Origin of the sequence: Pseudomonas sp. EA_65y_Pfl2_P78 (assembly GCF_963970495.1) — a bacterium.
Classification (GTDB): domain Bacteria; phylum Pseudomonadota; class Gammaproteobacteria; order Pseudomonadales; family Pseudomonadaceae; genus Aquipseudomonas; species Aquipseudomonas baetica_A.
The window spans coordinates 87,132-104,698 of the sequence record NZ_CAXAON010000007.1 but is presented as its reverse complement, the minus strand read 5'-3'; the positions used below and the strand labels follow the sequence as shown (position 1 = coordinate 104,698).

15 protein-coding genes and 1 tRNA gene are annotated in these 17,567 nt (G+C 60.7%); 10 read left to right on the top strand and 6 right to left on the bottom strand.

Going from position 1 to position 17,567, the window contains the following annotated elements; translation table 11 throughout:
- Positions 1-39: 39 nt before the first annotated feature.
- The 4 genes from AACY02_RS08910 to AACY02_RS08895 form a co-directional block, all read right to left on the bottom strand.
- The gene (locus AACY02_RS08910) at positions 40-495 is read right to left on the bottom strand and encodes a cobalamin B12-binding domain-containing protein (protein WP_221730971.1); all 456 of its coding nucleotides are present in this window, start codon (positions 493-495) and stop codon (positions 40-42) included.
- Positions 492-1,733 carry an MFS transporter gene (locus tag AACY02_RS08905; protein WP_260455749.1) on the bottom strand — a complete coding sequence of 414 codons (1,242 nt, stop codon included), beginning with the start codon at positions 1,731-1,733 and terminating at the stop codon, positions 492-494. The genes AACY02_RS08910 and AACY02_RS08905 overlap by 4 nt, the downstream gene beginning before the upstream one ends.
- Positions 1,726-2,796, bottom strand: coding sequence for an LLM class flavin-dependent oxidoreductase (locus AACY02_RS08900; protein WP_047299258.1), 1,071 nt, complete (start codon positions 2,794-2,796; stop codon positions 1,726-1,728). The genes AACY02_RS08905 and AACY02_RS08900 overlap by 8 nt, the downstream gene beginning before the upstream one ends.
- 65 nt (positions 2,797-2,861) lie before the next feature.
- Positions 2,862-3,791: an asparagine synthetase A gene (locus AACY02_RS08895; protein ID WP_339431616.1), complete on the bottom strand. Its 930-nt coding sequence runs from the start codon at positions 3,789-3,791 to the stop codon at positions 2,862-2,864.
- A gap of 238 nt (positions 3,792-4,029) precedes the next feature.
- Here AACY02_RS08895 and AACY02_RS08890 point away from each other — a divergent pair, with 238 nt between their 5' ends.
- From AACY02_RS08890 to AACY02_RS08860, 7 genes are all read left to right on the top strand, one after another.
- The gene (locus AACY02_RS08890; RefSeq protein WP_339431615.1) at positions 4,030-5,343 is read left to right on the top strand and encodes an MFS transporter; all 1,314 of its coding nucleotides are present in this window, start codon (positions 4,030-4,032) and stop codon (positions 5,341-5,343) included.
- Between the two features lie 51 nt (positions 5,344-5,394).
- Complete coding sequence (locus AACY02_RS08885) at positions 5,395-6,789, top strand: amidase (RefSeq protein ID WP_221730975.1); 1,395 nt, start codon at positions 5,395-5,397, stop codon at positions 6,787-6,789.
- Positions 6,790-6,865: 76 nt separating this feature from the next.
- On the top strand, positions 6,866-8,224 hold the full coding sequence (locus tag AACY02_RS08880) for an OprD family outer membrane porin (protein WP_445261465.1): 1,359 nt from the start codon (positions 6,866-6,868) through the stop codon (positions 8,222-8,224).
- 129 nt (positions 8,225-8,353) lie between these two features.
- Positions 8,354-10,033 carry a vWA domain-containing protein gene (locus AACY02_RS08875; RefSeq protein ID WP_339431614.1) on the top strand — a complete coding sequence of 560 codons (1,680 nt, stop codon included), beginning with the start codon at positions 8,354-8,356 and terminating at the stop codon, positions 10,031-10,033.
- A 29-nt stretch (positions 10,034-10,062) separates the two neighbouring features.
- Positions 10,063-10,644 (top strand): RNA polymerase sigma factor, encoded by a 582-nt coding sequence (locus tag AACY02_RS08870; protein ID WP_401158969.1) that lies wholly within the window; start codon positions 10,063-10,065, stop codon positions 10,642-10,644.
- The gene (locus tag AACY02_RS08865) at positions 10,641-11,216 is read left to right on the top strand and encodes a hypothetical protein (RefSeq protein ID WP_339431612.1); all 576 of its coding nucleotides are present in this window, start codon (positions 10,641-10,643) and stop codon (positions 11,214-11,216) included. Before AACY02_RS08870 ends, AACY02_RS08865 begins: the two co-directional genes overlap by 4 nt.
- Before the next feature lie 20 nt (positions 11,217-11,236).
- Positions 11,237-11,509, top strand: coding sequence for a hypothetical protein (locus AACY02_RS08860; RefSeq protein WP_339431611.1), 273 nt, complete (start codon positions 11,237-11,239; stop codon positions 11,507-11,509).
- 205 nt (positions 11,510-11,714) lie between these two features.
- On the opposite strand, the gene AACY02_RS08855 is transcribed toward AACY02_RS08860, so the two are convergent.
- Positions 11,715-11,791: transfer RNA gene (locus AACY02_RS08855), tRNA-Arg, on the bottom strand.
- Positions 11,792-12,233: 442 nt separating this feature from the next.
- On the opposite strand from AACY02_RS08855, the gene gabD reads away from it, so the two are divergent.
- The 3 genes from gabD (at position 12,234) to AACY02_RS08840 (ending at position 16,492) form a co-directional block, all read left to right on the top strand.
- Complete coding sequence (gabD, locus tag AACY02_RS08850) at positions 12,234-13,676, top strand: NADP-dependent succinate-semialdehyde dehydrogenase (protein ID WP_339431610.1); 1,443 nt, start codon at positions 12,234-12,236, stop codon at positions 13,674-13,676.
- A 185-nt stretch (positions 13,677-13,861) separates the two neighbouring features.
- Entirely contained in the window at positions 13,862-15,139 is a 1,278-nt protein-coding gene (gene gabT / locus AACY02_RS08845) for a 4-aminobutyrate--2-oxoglutarate transaminase (protein WP_339431609.1), read from the top strand.
- Between the two features lie 141 nt (positions 15,140-15,280).
- Positions 15,281-16,492, top strand: coding sequence for a response regulator (locus AACY02_RS08840; protein ID WP_339431608.1), 1,212 nt, complete (start codon positions 15,281-15,283; stop codon positions 16,490-16,492).
- Positions 16,493-16,528: 36 nt separating this feature from the next.
- Here AACY02_RS08840 and AACY02_RS08835 read toward each other — a convergent pair whose 3' ends face one another.
- Positions 16,529-17,518 (bottom strand): GGDEF domain-containing protein, encoded by a 990-nt coding sequence (locus AACY02_RS08835; RefSeq protein WP_339431607.1) that lies wholly within the window; start codon positions 17,516-17,518, stop codon positions 16,529-16,531.
- Positions 17,519-17,567 lie beyond the last annotated feature (49 nt).

The window sequence follows — 17,567 nt, the reverse complement described above, 5'->3', positions numbered from 1 at the left end:
TAATCCTATGAATGAGTGAAGTCAGTCGTGGCCGGAGGGTCAGCCCCAGGACGTCACACTGTCGGCGAGTACGGAGTCAGCGTCGGGCTGCGCGTGCAGCGAGCCCAGATAGCGGCTGAAGGTGTCGATAGCGTCGGGGCCGACGAACACCTGGTTGTAACCGGCATCGATCAAGGCTTGCCGGACTGCCAGGGTTTCATTTTCGGAAGTGGTCAGCTTGCCGCCGATCACGCAGGCCAGTTGCGGGTGCAGTTGGCGCACCTTGCGGATCAGCTCCAGACCCTGGGAGTAACCGTGGCCATTCACGCTGCTGACCACCAGCAACTGCGTGCGGCGCTGTTGCAATGCACTGAGCACTGTGTCCATCGGCGTGCAACTGCCGAGGTTCTTCACGTTCAAGCCGTGCTCGCCCAGCCACAGTTGCAGGTACACCAGATTCCACATGTGCGAGTCAGACTCGACGGTGGCGAGCAGGCAGTGAGGCCGAGTTTTCATTGGGATGCCTCCATGGCGAGCGATGGACCTTCGAGGGCGAGGCGAAAGCGCCGGGTGGTTAAAATGAACAGCAGAGTGCCGGGCACGGTCAGCACGAGTGCCAGCACCAGAATCAGCACCTGCACGCCGTAGACGTGGCCGACGCTGGCGGTGAGCAAACCACCCAGGGGATAAGAGAGCAGGTTGACCAGATAAAACGGCCCCATGACTTTGCCCAGATGAGCGCTCTCGATCGCCTTGATCCGCTGCGTACGGTTGAACACGTTGAACAGTGCGCATCCGGCCATTGCCAGCAGGAAACTCAGGGCATACAGCAACACACCGCTGGCCACGCCCATGCAGATCAGGCCCAGGCACAGCAAGGCAAAACCCAGTGCACCGAGTCGATAAATCGACATGCGCGCCAACAGTCGCGGCACCAGAATGAAGTTCAACAGACCCAGCGCGCCGGCCCCTGCATTCATCAGACCAAACACGCCGTCGGCGGCGCTGAACACGCCGCTGATGACGAACGCGTTGGCGCTGAGCACGGCAGCGAATGCCAGATTGATGCTGAAATTCAGCCCGGCCAGCGACAGCACTGGCGGGTTGCCAAGCAACAGGCGCCAGCCGAGCGCGAGATCCTTGAACACGCTGGTCGGGCGACTGACGGAGCGCGCCGTCGGCAAACCTGTCCAGAACAGCGCCGCAGCACACAGTGCGACTGCCGCCAGCCCCAGCAGCCAGCGCTTGTCGGCATACATCGCCAACCCGGCGGCGAGTGCCGGGCCCAGCGCCATGGCCAGCAGCTCCATGTTCTGCACCAGCGACTGACAGTGAGCGAGGCGTTCAGGGCCGGCGATCAGCGGCACGCTTTTTTCAACCGCCATGCGCACCGGCGCCATTAGCACCGACAATACGATGCCGTTGCCGATCAACGCCCAGATCATCCATTGCGGCTGATACCAGCAGATCCCCAGTGTCACGGCGAGGCTCAGTCCCCGCGCAGTATTGGCGCCGCGAAACAGCAGGCGCCCACCAAACCGGTCAGCCAGCAACCCGGCGAACGGATAGGCAATCAGTGCCGGCAGCCACTCCAGCGCAAACGCCACGCCGGAATAGCGCACGTTGCCAGTGAGCTGGAAAATCATCAACGGCACGGCAAACAGCACGGTCTGCTCCGCCAGCAAGGCACACAGCAACCCGGCACCGAACCAACGAATCGCGCTATTGCGTGCAGCGTCGTTGATGTCATGCATGCTCGCGGTCCCAGACGGTTTCCAGCTCGCGCAGATAAGGCAGCACGTATTTGCAGAAACGGCGCATTTCGTCGCGGGTTGGCCAGCCAGAGAAAATGAACTCGCTGACGCCGACTTTTTTGTACTCGAACAAGTATTCGGCGACTTCCTGATAGCTGCCGACCACGCACAATGCCGGACCGCCACGATAGGCCACGGCACCCGACCAGAGCATCGGCGACAGCCAGTCGTGTTCAGCTTTGTCGGCAAGGCGGAACGAGGTTTTCACCGCTTCCGAATCGCAGCGTCCGACGAACTCACGCACCCATTCGCGATGCTGTTCGTCCGGGTTTTCCATCATGCTCTCGACCGCCGCCAGCGCTTCGGCGCGGGTTTCGCGGGCGAGTACGTGCATGCGAATTCCCACCGAGCAACCGGACTGCAAAACCGTGCGGGCGGCCTCGGCAATTCCTTGCGGTGTATCGCCGTAACGCAGCCAGCAATCGCTGTGCTGGATGGCGATCTGCTGGGCAACGTCCGAGGCGCCGCTGAGATAAATACGCGGACGCTCGGCATCCTTGAACGGCAACCCGAGCTGGGCTTTTTCGATGCGGTAGTGCTTGCCGTGGTAGGTCAGCGGTGATTCGCCGCTCCAGAATCGATTGAGGATGTCGAGGAATTCGCCGGTGCGCTCATAGCGTCCGTCGTGCGCCACGAAGTCGCCGTAATAGGCTTGTTCGTCCGGGGAAATGCCGGCGACCAGATTCAGCGAGATACGCTTGTCCGACATCCACGACACGGTGTTGACGATCTGCGTGAACAGGGTCGGCGGCACCAGCCCCGGACGGTAAGCCAGAATGAATTTGACGCGATCGGTCTCACGCACCAGCGCGCCAATCATCGGCAGCGGATCGGGCATGTGGTAGCTGATGCCCATCAACAGCGAGTCGATGCCCAGCTCATCGGCTTCCTTGGCGAAATCGACGATCCCGGCGAAGTCGAGGGCGCCGGTGTCGTATTTTTCCGAGGCCTTTTGCTGACCGCTATCGAGCGGTGAGCACCAGTGAATACGCAGTGCAGACATTATGTTTCTCCATGGCCAAGCCTGCCGCCGCGGCAGCGGAGCAGGCTGTGAGAGTCAGGTCCGGATCAGAACAGGAAGCGGGTACCGACCGTGCGGTCGAACAGCGCTACATCGCGGATGCGTCGCTTGCCACAGATGAACTTGAGCAGACGCTCGATGCCCAGACCGCCACCGGCGCTCGGGTGCAGCAAGCCGCGCCGGGCGACTTCCAGGTAGTTGGCGAACGGCTGCAGGTCCATCGACAGCTCGTTCATGCGGTAGACGATCTGCTCGTACTCGAACTCACGCTCCGCGCCGGACAGGGCTTCGCCATAGCCATCGGGATAGATCAGGTCGTAGTTGTTGTAAGTGCCGCGCTTGCCCGGTGTTTCGCGATCGTAGAACTCGCGACGGTAGTTGGTGACGAAAAACGGCGTGTGCGCTTTGGCCGACATGATCTTCTCGAAGTCGTCGCCATGTTCGGCGCGCAACGCGTCGCAGCTGTAGATCGGGAACGCTGTGGCGAAATGCGGCAGTTGGCGGCCGAGTTGGGACAGTTCGGCGGCGCAGTGCTGAGTGACCTCGGCGAACACATGCTTTATCAGGCCTTCAATAAGGGCCATGACCTGATGCATGTCACCGTCGCGGATCTCGAAATCGAACTGCGAGAACTCCAGCAAATGGTTTTCCGAATCCTTGATCTCGGCCTTTTCCAGGCGGATGTTCGGCGCCACGATAAAGATCTTGTCGTGGCCTTTGGCGGTCAATGCCAACTGCTTGTGGAAGATCATGCTGGCGGTCAGTTTCAGGCGCCGTTCTTCATATTGAAGTTCAGCGGGATACACCGCGTGATTCAGCGGATCTGTGATGGGCGACATCAGAATCGGCATCAACTGTTTGAAGTCACGCTCAAGCAAATACTGTTGTAGCGCCTGTAGGACACGTCCTCGGACGATGGCAATGGATTCTATGTCAGGATTAGCGAAATCGGCGAAGTTACTTGTAATTTCTTCCATGATTGGCCAGATATTCAGGGAGTTAGGGAGGCCTGATTATTGTTTAATCGGAAGAAAACTCAATGTACAGATTTCGGCTAAAAAGCAACACAGAGCCTCGGTTTGGTTGTTTACATGACCTTTTGCGTGGACGATGTCGCGCTGTTGAAATTGATCAGTTGGCGCGCCTGGGGGGCCGTTCGTTCGGGCCCTTGTTGGCAGGCGTCGTTTTCTCTATCTGTCTATTCAGAGTTTGCCCATGACTGCCCTGACCGGTTCGCGATCCCATCGGTTTTCCAGGTCTGACTACAAGACCCTGGGCCTCGCAGCCCTGGGTGGTGCACTGGAAATCTACGACTTCATTATCTTCGTGTTTTTCGCACTGACCCTCAGTCAGCTGTTCTTTCCGCCAGAAATGCCGCAGTGGCTGAGATTGCTGCAAAGCTTCGGCATTTTTGTCACTGGCTATCTGGCACGACCGCTCGGCGGAATTCTGATGGCGCACTTCGCCGATCAGCTGGGGCGCAAGCGCGTGTTCAGCCTGAGCATCTTGATGATGGCGTTGCCCTGCCTGCTGATTGGCATCATGCCGACCTACGCTCAGATTGGTTACTTCGCACCGTTGCTGCTGTTGCTGCTGCGTGTGTTGCAAGGCGCCGCAGTCGGTGGGGAAGTGCCGAGTGCCTGGGTGTTCGTCGCCGAGCACGCGCCGGCCGGTCATCGCGGTTATGCGCTGGGTTTCCTGCAAGCCGGACTGACCTTTGGCTATTTGCTCGGAGCGCTGACCGCGACCCTGCTGGCGCAAATATTCACTCCCGCGGAAATTCTCGATTACGCGTGGCGCTTTCCGTTTCTGCTCGGCGGACTGTTCGGCGTGATCGGTGTCTGGCTGCGTCGCTGGCTGAGCGAGACGCCGGTGTTCATGGCTTTGCAGGCGCGCCGTGAGGCTGACGCCGAACTGCCGTTGCGCACCGTGATGCGCGAGCATCGGCACATGTTGTTGCCGGCGATGATTCTGACCTGCGTGCTGACGTCGGCAGTGGTGGTGCTGGTGGTGATCACCCCGACGGTCATGCAAAAAAGCTTCGGCATGAGCCCCAGCCATACATTCGCCCTGAGCAGCCTCGGTATTGTCTTCCTGAATATCGGTTGTGTGCTGGCCGGGTTGATCGTCGACCGGCTCGGCGCCTGGCGCACGGTCATGTTGTACAGCGTGCTGCTGCCGGTCGGCGTGGCCCTGCTTTATGGCTGCCTGATCAGTGGCGGTGCGTGGCTGGGGCTGGCGTATGCGCTGGCGGGATTGGGGTGTGGTGTGGTCGGCGCAGTGCCGTCGGTGATGGTTAGCCTGTTTCCCGCACACATCCGCGTCTCGGGCATTTCGTTTACCTACAACATTGCCTATGCACTGTGGGCGAGCACCACACCGCTGTTGTTGATCGGGCTGATGCCGTGGAGCCCGTGGGTGTGCGTGGCGTACAGCCTGGTGATGGGCGCGGTGGGCGTTGCCTGCGCCGCATATTTCGGTGGGCGCGATACGGCTCAAACCAGTCAGACGCTGGTTGCCGAGCGCTAAGGCAGACATTTTGCAGCCTGCGCACTATGGTTTTGCACGGACGGCTATTGGATGACTGATTTACATGACTTGTCGGCGGCACAACTGCTGGCCTTGTTTGCCAGCGGTAAGTTGTCGCCGCTGGACTACTACGATCACCTGCTGGCGCACATCGAGCGCTGGGAACCGAGCATCAATGCGCTGTACGCGTTCGATCCGCAGCGCGTACTCGATCAGGCGCGCGCGTCGACTGAACGCTGGAGTCGTGGAACCCCACGCGGCATGCTCGACGGCATCCCGGTGACACTCAAGGAATTGATCGCCACTGAGGGCGATTGCATCCCCCAAGGTTCGCGCGCCACGACGTTGATCGCGGCGACTGCCGACGCGCCGCCGGCCGCGCGTTTGCGTGAAGCCGGGGCGATCATTCTGGGCAAAACCACGGTGCCGGATTTCGGCATGCTGTCGTCGGGGTTGTCGAGTTTCCATGGCATCACGCGCAACCCGTGGGACACCACGCAAAACCCCGGCGGCTCGAGTTCCGGCGCGGCGGCTGCGGCGGCGGCGGGTTATGGTCCGCTGCATGTCGGCACCGACATCGGCGGCTCGGTACGCTTGCCGGCCGGCTGGTGTGGGTTGGTGGGGTTCAAGCCAACGCTTGGACGGATCCCGATTGATCCGTATTACACCGGCCGTTGCGCGGGGCCGATGACCCGCACCGTGGATGATTGCGCGCTGATGATGCGTTATCTGGCGTTACCGGATGCGCGCGACGCCACCAGCCTGCCGGCGCAAGCGCTGGACTGGAACCTGCAAACACCGTCGATGCAGGGTCTACGCATCGGGCTGATGCTCGACCCCGGCTGCGGCTTCCAGCCTGAACATGAAGTCTGTGAAGCGGTGCGAGATGCCGCGCGAATGTTCGAGGCGCATGGCGCGCAGGTGCACTTGATCGGGTCGCTGATGGATCGACAATTGCTCGACGGCCTCGATGATTTCTGGCGCGCCCGCCAGCTGTCGCAACTGCAAAGCTTGAGCACGGCGCAACGCGACAACGTCTTGCCCTACATTCAGGACTGGGCGGCACCGGCGGCCGAGATGAGCGCGGTGCATGCGGTTGAAGGTTTCAATCAGACCTTTGAAATCCGTCGTCGCTGCGCGCAGTTGTTCGGCGACGTCGACTTGCTGTTGTCGCCGACCAATCAGGTCAGCAGCTTTCCCGCTGAATGGCCCTCGCCCGGCAATGACCCGCGCCAGCCTTTTGAACACATCGTGTTCACGCTGCCATGGAATATGGGCGAGCAACCGGCCTTGTCGATCAACTGCGGGTTCACATCAGCGGGTATGCCGATCGGCCTGCAAATGGTTGCACCGCGGTTTGCCGATCAATGGTTGTTGCAGTGCGCCAAGGCTTACGAAGGCTGGCGCGGCCCGATCAAACACTGGCCGTCTGCGCCGCCCCACTGATCCCTGGCCGTGCCCGTAGGCCGCTCAAGCGCCAGACGCTTAGGCTGCGTGCACTCTTTTTTAAAGGCCTTTTTCCATGCAATCACATGTACGTCGGGCGTTGCTGCCAATGCTGCTCATCGCCCAGCCCGCTTGTGCCGGTGACCCCGTCACAGCGCAGGATCAGGCGATAGGTCTGATTGATGGCAGCCACCTCAACCTGAATTTGCGCCACTACTATTCCAACCAGCACACCCGGCGCAGTACCCACCTGGTGATCAAAAAGGCCGGCGTCGCACAGCCCACACGCCAGCGCGACACCTGGGTGCAGACCGCGATGCTCAATTACATCTCGGGCTACACCGAAGGTTGGGTGGGCTTCGGTGTCGATGCCTCGCTGTTCAGCGCAGTGACCCTTGAGCGTGGGCACGGTGCGGTGGCCAATGGCGGTGACCGGGTGCTGGTCGACAGCGATGGCGACGCGGTCCCGAGCTGGAGTCGTCTGGGTGTCGGCGACGTGAAACTGCGAGTGTCGAGCACCGAACTCAAGGCCGGGCGGATGCTCACGGAAAACCCGATCCTGCGCTACAAGGACAACCGTGCCTTGCCGTCAACCTTTCAGGGCATTGGCCTGAACAGCAACGAACTCGACTGGCTGGCGCTGCAAGCGGGCAGCTTCGAGCGCGCCATCCCGCGTACCGGCACTGGCAGCGAACGCCTGACCACCACCTTCGGCAATCGCGCCTACAGCGGTTCACGTATCAGCTATCTCGGCGCGACAGCCAAAGCGCCCTACGGTCTGACATTGAGCGCTTACGGCTCGCGGTTCGAGGACATGTGGCAGCAATACTATCTGGGCGCGACTCACGTAACGGGGGATCGCGCCAACCTCGCGCTGAAAACCAGCCTCAACTACTACCGCACACGCGATCAGGGTGAACAAAACCTGGGCTTCATCGACAACCACGCCTACAGCCTGGCAATCACCGCCGCCCATGGCGCGCACGCTCTGACTACGGCGTGGCAGCAGGTGTTCGGCAACGAATATTTCGACTACGTGTGGGAGTCCACAGGCAACTACATGGCCAACTCGCTGTACTCGGACTACAACGGTCCGAACGAAAAATCCTGGCAACTACGCTATGACTTCGACCTCGCCAGCTACGGCGTGCCGGGCCTGACCGCCAGCCTGTGGCACGCCAAGGGCTGGGGCATCGATGGCACCCACTACAGCGGCGACCGCGACGGACGCAACACAGGCTACAACGTGCGCGGGCTGGACGGTGCCAAGCACAACGAAAATGGCTTGATGCTCGCCTACGTGGTGCAGTCCGGCACCCTGAAAAATACGGCGCTGCGCAGTATCGTCTATAACCACCGCGCGAGTGGCGGGCAGATCGACGGCAGTTACGACGAGTTCCGTCTGGTGGCGAATGTACCGCTCAGCCTGTTTTGAATGCGCCGAGAACGCTGCGAAGTCTGCGGCGTTATCCACAGCAGAAATATTTCAACGGCGTTAACCCAAACGCAACGGACGGCCCGTCTCAGTGGATGAATGATCAATTTCATCCCGAGGTCAGCCCCCATGTCCCGTTCCCTGCCTTTTCTGCGACCTGCTGCGGTCAGCGTGCTGTTGTCCATCGCCGGTTGCGGTGTTTCCTCCAACCCGCAATCCGTTGCTGTCCCCGCGCCGGCCCAGCCATCGGTTCAACAGGAGGCGATGCTGGCTGACAGTGCGCAGGCCAAGCGCAGTGTTCGCCCTGCACCGATTGCCAGTTTCGCAGCGATGCCTGCGCGGGAAAGTTATCCACAAGGCTATCGCGACGAGCCGCGTGAGCAATATCAAACGCTGGCCGACAACCCCATCCACAGCGTGGCCCAAACCCCGGTCTCGACCTTCAGCGCCGACGTCGACACGGGCGCCTATGCCAATGTCCGTCGCTTGCTCAATCAGGGACGCCTGCCGCCGGAAGGCGCGGTGCGGCTGGAGGAAATGGTCAATTACTTCCCTTATGACTACGCCTTGCCCAGTGACGGCTCACCGTTTGGCGTGACCACCGAACTGGCGGCGTCGCCATGGAACCCGCACACACGCTTGCTGCGCATCGGCATCAAGGCTTCCGACCGCGCCGTGGCAGAACTGGCCCCGGCCAATCTGGTGTTTCTGGTGGACGTGTCCGGCTCGATGGATCGCCGCGAAGGTCTGCCGATGGTCAAAAGCACACTGAAACTGCTGGTCGATCAATTGCGCGAGCAGGACAGGGTGTCGCTGGTCGTGTATGCCGGCGACGCCCGCGTGGTGCTTGAACCCACTTCCGGGCGGGAAAAAGCCAGGATTCGTAACGCCATCGAGCAATTGACCGCCGGCGGCCCGACCGCTGGCGCGTCGGGCATCGAACTGGCCTATCAAATGGCCCAACAGGCGTTCATCCCCAAAGGCATCAACCGCATCCTGCTGGCCACCGACGGTGATTTCAACGTCGGCGTCAGCGACTTCGACAGCCTTAAACAAATGGCTGTGGATAAACGTAAAACCGGAATTTCCCTGACCACCCTGGGTTTCGGTGTGGATAACTACAATGAACACCTGATGGAACAACTGGCGGACGCTGGCGATGGCAACTACGCCTACATCGACAACCTGCGCGAAGCACGCAAAGTATTGGTCGATCAACTCGCCTCGACCCTTGCCGTGGTGGCGAAAAACGTCAAATTGCAGGTGGAGTTCAACCCGGCGCAGGTCAGTGAATATCGCCTGCTCGGCTACGAAAACCGTGCACTCAAGCGTGAGGATTTCAGCAATGACAAAGTCGATGCAGGCGAAATCGGCGCAGGACACACGGTGACCGCGCTGTACGAAATTGTTCCGGCAGGCGAGAAGGGCTGGCTGGAGCCACTGCGCTATGGTCAATCGAGTGCGGTTGTTGCGCAGAAGAACGGAGAATTGGCGATGCTGCGTGTGCGATATCAACAGCCCGAAGGTGGGAAAAGTCTGCTGATCGAGCGGCCGATTGCCAATCAGGTTGCACCGGCCAGCGAAGACCTGCGCTTTGCGGCGGCGGTTGCTGCGTTTTCCCAGCAACTCAAGGACGGTCGCTACACCGGCGATTTCAGCCTCAAGGACACCGAAGCGCTGGCCCGTGGCGCGCGAGGCGATGACCGTTTCGGCCTGCGCAACGAGTTCGTGCAATTGGTCGAACTGGCGCAGAGCCTGCGCAGTTCAACCGCATCGAATGCGCAGCCCACTGAGCGACGGATTGAATAGTGAGTCGCCTCAAAGGCTTCATCGGTCAGCTGTTTGCTTCGCCAGACAGCTCAACCGCCAGCAGCGATGAAGCGTTGCTGGCGCGCTACCGCGAGGGCGACGGCGCGGCGTTCGAGATCTTGTACGCCCGCCATCGCCAAGCGTTGTATCGGTTCCTGCTCGGCTTGAGCGGCAAACCCGAACTGGCCGACGAAGTGTTTCAGGAAACCTGGTTGAGCCTGATCCGCAGCGCCAGTCAGCCACAAGGACGGGCGACCTTTCGTACATGGCTGTTCCAGATCGCCCGCAATCGCCTGATCGATCACTGGCGCAAGCACGGCGCCCAGCAACCGCTGCACGACAGTTACGATGAGCAAACCCACGCTGTCAGTGACGAGGCGACCGATCCCGAGCAACTGTTGAGCCTCAGCCGCGACAGCCAACGCCTCGAAACCGCTCTGCAAAACCTGCCCGCCGACCAGCGCGAAGTGTTCCTGCTGCGCGCCCACGGCGACCTCGACCTGGCACAAATCGCCAGCCTCACCGAAACACCGCTGGAAACCGTCAAGAGCCGCTTGCGCTACGCCCAGCAAAAACTGCGTCGGCTGCTGGCCGAGGAGGTACTGACATGACTGACGCCCGCCAGACACCCGAAGATCCTGTGATCAAACATGTTCGCGAACAGCACAATGCCGAGCCGCCCGCGCACCTCGACGCGTTCATCCTCAAGGCTGCCCACCGCGAAGTCTCGGCACCGAAGCCAGGCCTGTGGCAACGCTGGCTCGACGCCTGCCGCAAACCACGCTGGCAAGTCGCATTCGCCAGCCTCGTCGGCGTGGCCCTGATGCTGTCACTGGTGCAACGCGCCCCCGAACCGCAACCCCAATTCGACTTCGCCCCGGCGGCCAAACCTGCTGCCTCAATGGCCCGTAAACAAGCGCCCGAAGCGCAATCACTGGCCGCCCCCGCACCGATGGCGGAAATGGCCGCGCCTATGCAAAGCCAATCCAACCGCGCCGACGAAGCCAAACTCAGCAAACGCGCCGCCGCCCCCGCCAACGGCCTCGACGAACAACTGCGCGAAGTCCTGCGCCTGCGCGAATCCGGCCAATCAAAAGTCGCCGACACCCTGTTCAACCAACTGCACAAACGCTACCCGAACGCCGACCTCGACGCCCGGCTCCAGCAAATCCAGCAGAACTGATCGCCTGTTCGCCCAGCCATTTGGCATTGCCCCGCAAAAACGCGCAATATCGGGCCATAGCTGAATCGCTGGAGAACACCGTGGCACCAAAAATCGACCGCATCGCCCAACTCCTCAACTGCCCGCAAAAGGGCGAAGAGATGCGCCGCGCGATTACCGAAGCGCGTAAGGAGTTTCTGCTGAGCCAGCAGGAAGAGGATGTGCTTGAGGAAGAGGACGTCTTTGAAGAGGAGGTTGGGGAGGAAGACGAAGAGGATGAGGATTACGATGAGTTTGATTGGACGACGGAGTGATGGTTGAAGTTTGGATGCTCGGTGAAACCCAGCAACTCATGGCTTTTGGTCGTTGCGTTGGAAGGCAGTTGTCAACTCTAAGTTGACAACTGCCCGCCCGGCCGAGGCTTCATTGATCAAAAAGCTGGAATTATTCACCCGAAAAGCCGACGCCCACAAAAAAGCCCTGGACCATTACAGTCCGGGGCTTTCTCGTTTAAATCAATGGTGCACCAGGCGGGATTCGAACCCACGACCCCTGCCTTCGGAGGGCAGTACTCTATCCAGCTGAGCTACTGGTGCAGCGGGCGACATCATACCTAGGTCGGCTCGGGGCGTCCATGCCGGGTTTTGGGGCGTATTGTCAGTGCGCGTGTCGGCTGGAGTCGCTGTATTCCATAAAGCGGTAACGTCCTGCAAAACCCTCGCTTGGCGCTTTGACGGGGGTGTTCTATGGTTTTCCTGCGGCGGGGGCGTTTTGCTCGTTGATCTGAAAAACTTCACAAACACGCCGTTTTTGTTCTTTTTTTCGAACGCCCTATTGTCCTTTAAACCCTTTGCTCCTACGATCCGTTTGAGATTTCAAACGCTCGTTGACTGGGCGTTGAAGCGCAGGTGTTTCGAGTCGTGCACGATTGATGCGCCTCACCCGGTCACTGATTTCCCTGACGGCAGCCTTGCGAGGCGCCTTTCTACAATCATAATTTGCTCCGCGCAGGCCGCGGTGCTGTTAAGGAAAGCCGACATGCAGCTTAAAGACACCCAGTTGTTCCGCCAGCAAGCCTTCATTGATGGCGCTTGGGTCGATGCGGACAACGGTCAGACAATCAAGGTCAACAACCCGGCCACCGGCGAAATTCTCGGTACCGTGCCGAAGATGGGCGCTGCCGAAACCCGCCGTGCCATTGAAGCCGCTGATAAAGCGCTGCCGGCCTGGCGTGCACTGACCGCCAAAGAGCGTGCCGGCAAACTGCGTCGCTGGTTCGAGCTGATGATCGAAAACCAGGACGACCTCGCTCGCCTGATGACCCTCGAGCAGGGCAAGCCGCTGGCTGAAGCCAAGGGCGAAATCGTTTACGCCGCTTCGTTCATCGAGTGGTTCGCCGAAGAAGCCAAGCGCATCTACGGCGACGTGATTCCGGGCCACCAGCCGGACAAACGCCTGATCGTGATCAAGCAGCCAATCGGCGTGACCGCAGCCATTACCCCGTGGAACTTCCCGGCCGCGATGATCACCCGTAAGGCCGGCCCGGCGCTGGCTGCCGGTTGCACCATGGTGCTCAAGCCTGCTTCGCAAACCCCTTTCTCCGCATTCGCACTGGCTGAACTGGCCCAGCGTGCCGGCATTCCTGCGGGCGTGTTCAGCGTGGTATCCGGCAGCGCCGGCGACATCGGCAGCGAGCTGACCAGCAACCCGATCGTGCGCAAGCTGTCCTTCACCGGTTCGACCGAAATCGGCCGTCAACTGATGGCCGAATGTGCCAAGGACATCAAGAAAGTCTCGCTGGAACTGGGCGGCAACGCGCCGTTCATCGTGTTCGACGACGCAGACCTGGATAAGGCCGTTGAAGGCGCGATCATTTCCAAGTACCGCAACAACGGTCAGACCTGCGTCTGCGCCAACCGTCTGTACATTCAGGATTCGGTCTACGACGCCTTCGCCGAGAAGCTGAAAGTGGCCGTGGCCAAACTGAAGATCGGCAACGGTCTGGAAGACGGCACCACCACTGGCCCGCTGATCGACGAAAAAGCCGTGGCCAAGGTGCAAGAACACATCGCTGACGCTGTGGCCAAAGGTGCCACCGTGCTGGCCGGTGGCAAGCCGATGGAAGGCAACTTCTTCGAGCCGACCATCCTGACCAACGTGCCGAAAGACGCAGCGGTCGCCAAGGAAGAAACGTTCGGTCCGCTGGCGCCGCTGTTCCGCTTCAAAGACGAAGCCGAAGTGATCGCGATGTCCAACGACACCGAGTTCGGTCTGGCCTCTTACTTCTACGCTCGTGACCTGGGCCGTGTGTTCCGTGTGGCGGAAGCCCTGGAATACGGCATGGTCGGCGTCAACACCGGGCTGATCTCCAACGAAGTCGCGCCATTCGGCGGCATCAAGGCGTCGGGCCTGGGCCGTGAAGGCTCCAAGTACGGCATCGAAGATTACCTGGAAATCAAATACCTCTGCCTGGGCATCTAAGCCGGGAAAGGGATTGCTGCAAACGCAAAGGGCACGAGAGCGCTGTCCCTTTGCGTCGTTTCAAACCGGAATTTTCTCTGCGGCCGGGAACGCCGTGGCAGTCGATCATCGCATGCTGCCACCGTCGCTTCCTCCCGCTTAATCCTTGAACCACGCCGCCCGATGAGCGGCGAATGAGGACTGTAATGAGCAAGACTAACGCTGAACTGATGGCCCGCCGTACCGCTGCCGTACCTCGTGGTGTTGGCCAGATTCACCCGATCTTCGCCGAATCCGCGAAGAACGCTACCGTGACTGACGTTGAAGGTCGTGAATTCATCGACTTCGCCGGCGGTATCGCTGTACTGAACACCGGCCACGTGCACCCGAAAATCATCGCCGCCGTGACCGAACAGCTGAACAAGCTGACCCACACCTGCTTCCAGGTGCTGGCCTACGAGCCGTACGTTGAGCTGTGCGAAAAAATCAACGCCAAGGTGCCAGGTGATTTCGCCAAGAAAACCCTGCTGGTCACCACCGGTTCCGAAGCGGTGGAAAACGCCGTGAAAATCGCCCGTGCCGCCACTGGGCGCGCTGGCGTGATCGCCTTCACCGGCGCTTACCACGGTCGCACCATGATGACCCTGGGTCTGACCGGTAAAGTCGTGCCTTACTCGGCCGGCATGGGCCTGATGCCAGGCGGCATCTTCCGCGCGCTGTACCCTAACGAACTGCACGGCGTGAGCATCGACGATTCGATCGCTTCTATCGAGCGCATCTTCAAGAACGACGCTGAGCCGCGTGACATCGCTGCCATCATCATCGAGCCGGTTCAGGGCGAAGGCGGTTTCTACGTCGCGCCTAAGGAGTTCATGAAGCGTCTGCGCGCCCTGTGCGACCAGCACGGCATTCTGTTGATCGCTGACGAAGTGCAGACCGGCGCTGGCCGTACCGGCACCTTCTTCGCCATGGAGCAGATGGGCGTTGCTGCCGACCTGACCACTTTCGCCAAATCCATCGCTGGCGGCTTCCCGCTGGCCGGTGTGTGCGGCAAGGCCGAATACATGGACGCCATCGCTCCAGGCGGCCTGGGTGGCACTTACGCCGGTAGCCCGATCGCTTGCGCGGCGGCTCTGGCGGTGATGGAAGTTTTCGAAGAAGAAAAACTGTTGGATCGCTGCAAGGCTGTCGGCGAGCGACTGGTCACTGGCCTCAAAGCCATCCAGGCCAAGTACCCGGTCATCGGCGAAGTCCGTGCCCTGGGCGCAATGATCGCCGTCGAGCTGTTCGAGAACGGCGACAGCCACAAGCCGAACGCTGCCGCTGTGGCGTCCGTTGTGGCCAAGGCTCGCGACAAGGGCCTGATCCTGTTGTCCTGCGGCACCTACGGCAACGTTCTGCGCGTACTCGTACCGCTGACCTCGCCGGATGAGCAACTGGACAAAGGTCTGGCGATCATCGAAGAGTGCTTCTCCGAGCTGTAAGGTCGGGCGCTGTGTGACTGGATAGACAAAAAACCCGCTTCGGCGGGTTTTTTTTCGTCTGTGGAATCACATCATCAGGTTTAGCGCTGTATCGAATAGCTCGCATTGGCTAAGGTTCAGGCATTGCAAGGGAGAGCGCGCATGACTGCCGTTGATTTACCCGCCGTACCCCGAGTGCTGATTGCCGAGGCCGACCCATGGTCTCGTGATCTGCTCAAACAAGTGCTGCTCAACGTGCGCTGCGATGCGCGGCTGGATCTGTGTGCCGACGGCCAGCAAGCCCTCTCGCTGCTCAGCGAAGTGCCCTATGACCTGGCCATCGTCGATTGGGAGCTGCCCGGTGTCGATGGCTTGAGCGTGTTGCGCAGCGTGCGCCAGCGCAAACGCAATCCGCCGCTGCCGTTCATTCTGATGAGCAGCCGCAACGACAGCGCGAGCGTGCGCGAAGCCCTTCCGCTGGCGCCGACGGCGTACCTGACCAAACCCCTGAACATGGAAAGCCTGACGGAGCGTCTGCAAGGTTTGTTGCTCAATGCCGGTGAGGAACTTTTCTGCGAAGTGCCGGCACTCGCGCCGGGCATGACCTTGTCGGTGTTCCTTGAGCGGCGCCGCGAGCAGACTGACGGCGCCCCGCTGATGACCGATGTGCAGGTGGCGGTCAAACGCAGCCTCAATCCCAATGGGCTGGACCTGAAGCTGCTGGAAGAGGAAATCCGCATAGACCCGCAGATCACCGCCGTATTGATCGCCGCAGCCAACAGCGCGGCGCAGCACCACGGTGCACCGGTGCAGACGTTGGCGCAGGCGCTGCATCGGCTGGGGACTGGGCAAAGCATGAACCTGATTCTGGGGTTGGCGCTCAAGTGCAGCACCAGGCTCAGCGATCCGTGTCTGGCGGACTATGCCGAGCGTTACTGGGGCCTGTCGCTGCACACCGCGGAGTACGCTCGCACCCTGGCGCGCTTGCTCGATCTGGATCAGGAGCGCTGCTATTGCGCCGGCATGTTGCATCGTTTGGGCGATCTGGCGTTGCTGCGCTGTCTGCAGGAGTGGAAGCAGGCCGGCGGGGAGCTGGATGAGTGTGAGGAAGTCGGCGACGCGCTGGCCGAGTTTGGCGCGGCGTATGGTTCGGCGTTGCGTACACGCTGGCGTTTGCCGTTGGAGTTGCGTGAGCTGATTGCTTCGGTCTACCAGCTCGGCGGCGGGGTGTATTCCCGCGAGGCGCTGGTGATGAACATGGCAGCGCAGATGGCTCGCCTGACGGAGCATGAAGGTGTTGAGGAACTGGCGAAGAGCCGCACGGCGCGGTTGCTCAAGATCGGGCTGCCGGAATTGATGCGGATGCGCAAATAACCGGAGTTTTCACAACCCCACAGTTGTTTTGTGTTGTCAGGCAGAGATGATCCGGTTTTTGCCCTGGCGTTTGGCTTCGTACATCGCTGCATCCGCACGGGCGAACAGGCTGTCGAGGCTGCCATCGCCCTCCTTGAGGCAGGTCAGACCCTGGCTCACCGTAATGCCGAACGTCTGGCCGTTGTGGTTGAAACTCAAGCGTTGGATCTCTCGTTGCAGCCGTTCGGCCACTTGCATCGCCATGTCTGGCGCGCAGCCGGGGAACACGGCGGCAAACTCTTCCCCACCAATACGCCCGAACAGATCCCCTCGTCGCAGCGAACCGCGACCGCACTCGGCGATCCGTTGCAGCACATTGTCACCCTCGGGATGGCCGTAGCTGTCGTTGATCACTTTGAAGTCATCGATATCCAGCAGCAGGAATGCCAGTGGTGAACCTTGCAGGCGCGCCTCTTCGAATTCGCGATTGGCGCATTCGAAGAAGTGGCGCCGATTGCTGCTTTGGGTCAGCACGTCGGTAGTGGCCAGGCGTTGCAACTCGGTTTCCATCTGCTTTTTATCGGTGATGTCCTCGGCGATACCGACAATCACCACCGGTTGTCCGGGTTCGTCCTGACGATTGATGAAGCATTTATCGCTGATCCAGCGTACCTGGCCGTCGGCGGCAATGATCCGGTATTCGCGATCTTCCACGGCGCCTTTGTGCAGGACGTCGGCGAGGCTGCGTTCGGCGTAGTCCAGATCGTCGGGGTAGATGCTGTCGCGCCACTGGTTGTAGTCGGCGAGCAAGAGGCCGGCGCAGCGGCCGAAAATCCGTTCATAGGCGGGGCTGACGTACAGCACCTGCCGGGTTTCCCAGTCGAAGGCCCACAGCACGGCATTGACGCTGACCAGCAGGGCGCTGAACAGTTGCTCGCGCTCGCTCAGCCGGGCGACTTCGCCTTGGGCGTGCATCAACGCCATGAGGGTTTGCGCGGCCTCGGGCCATTGCGGGAGGGATGAGTCTTTTTGGTTGTTGTTGACCATCGGCACAGATCTCAAAGGGCGTGCCGGAATTCGACAACGACCACAGTAC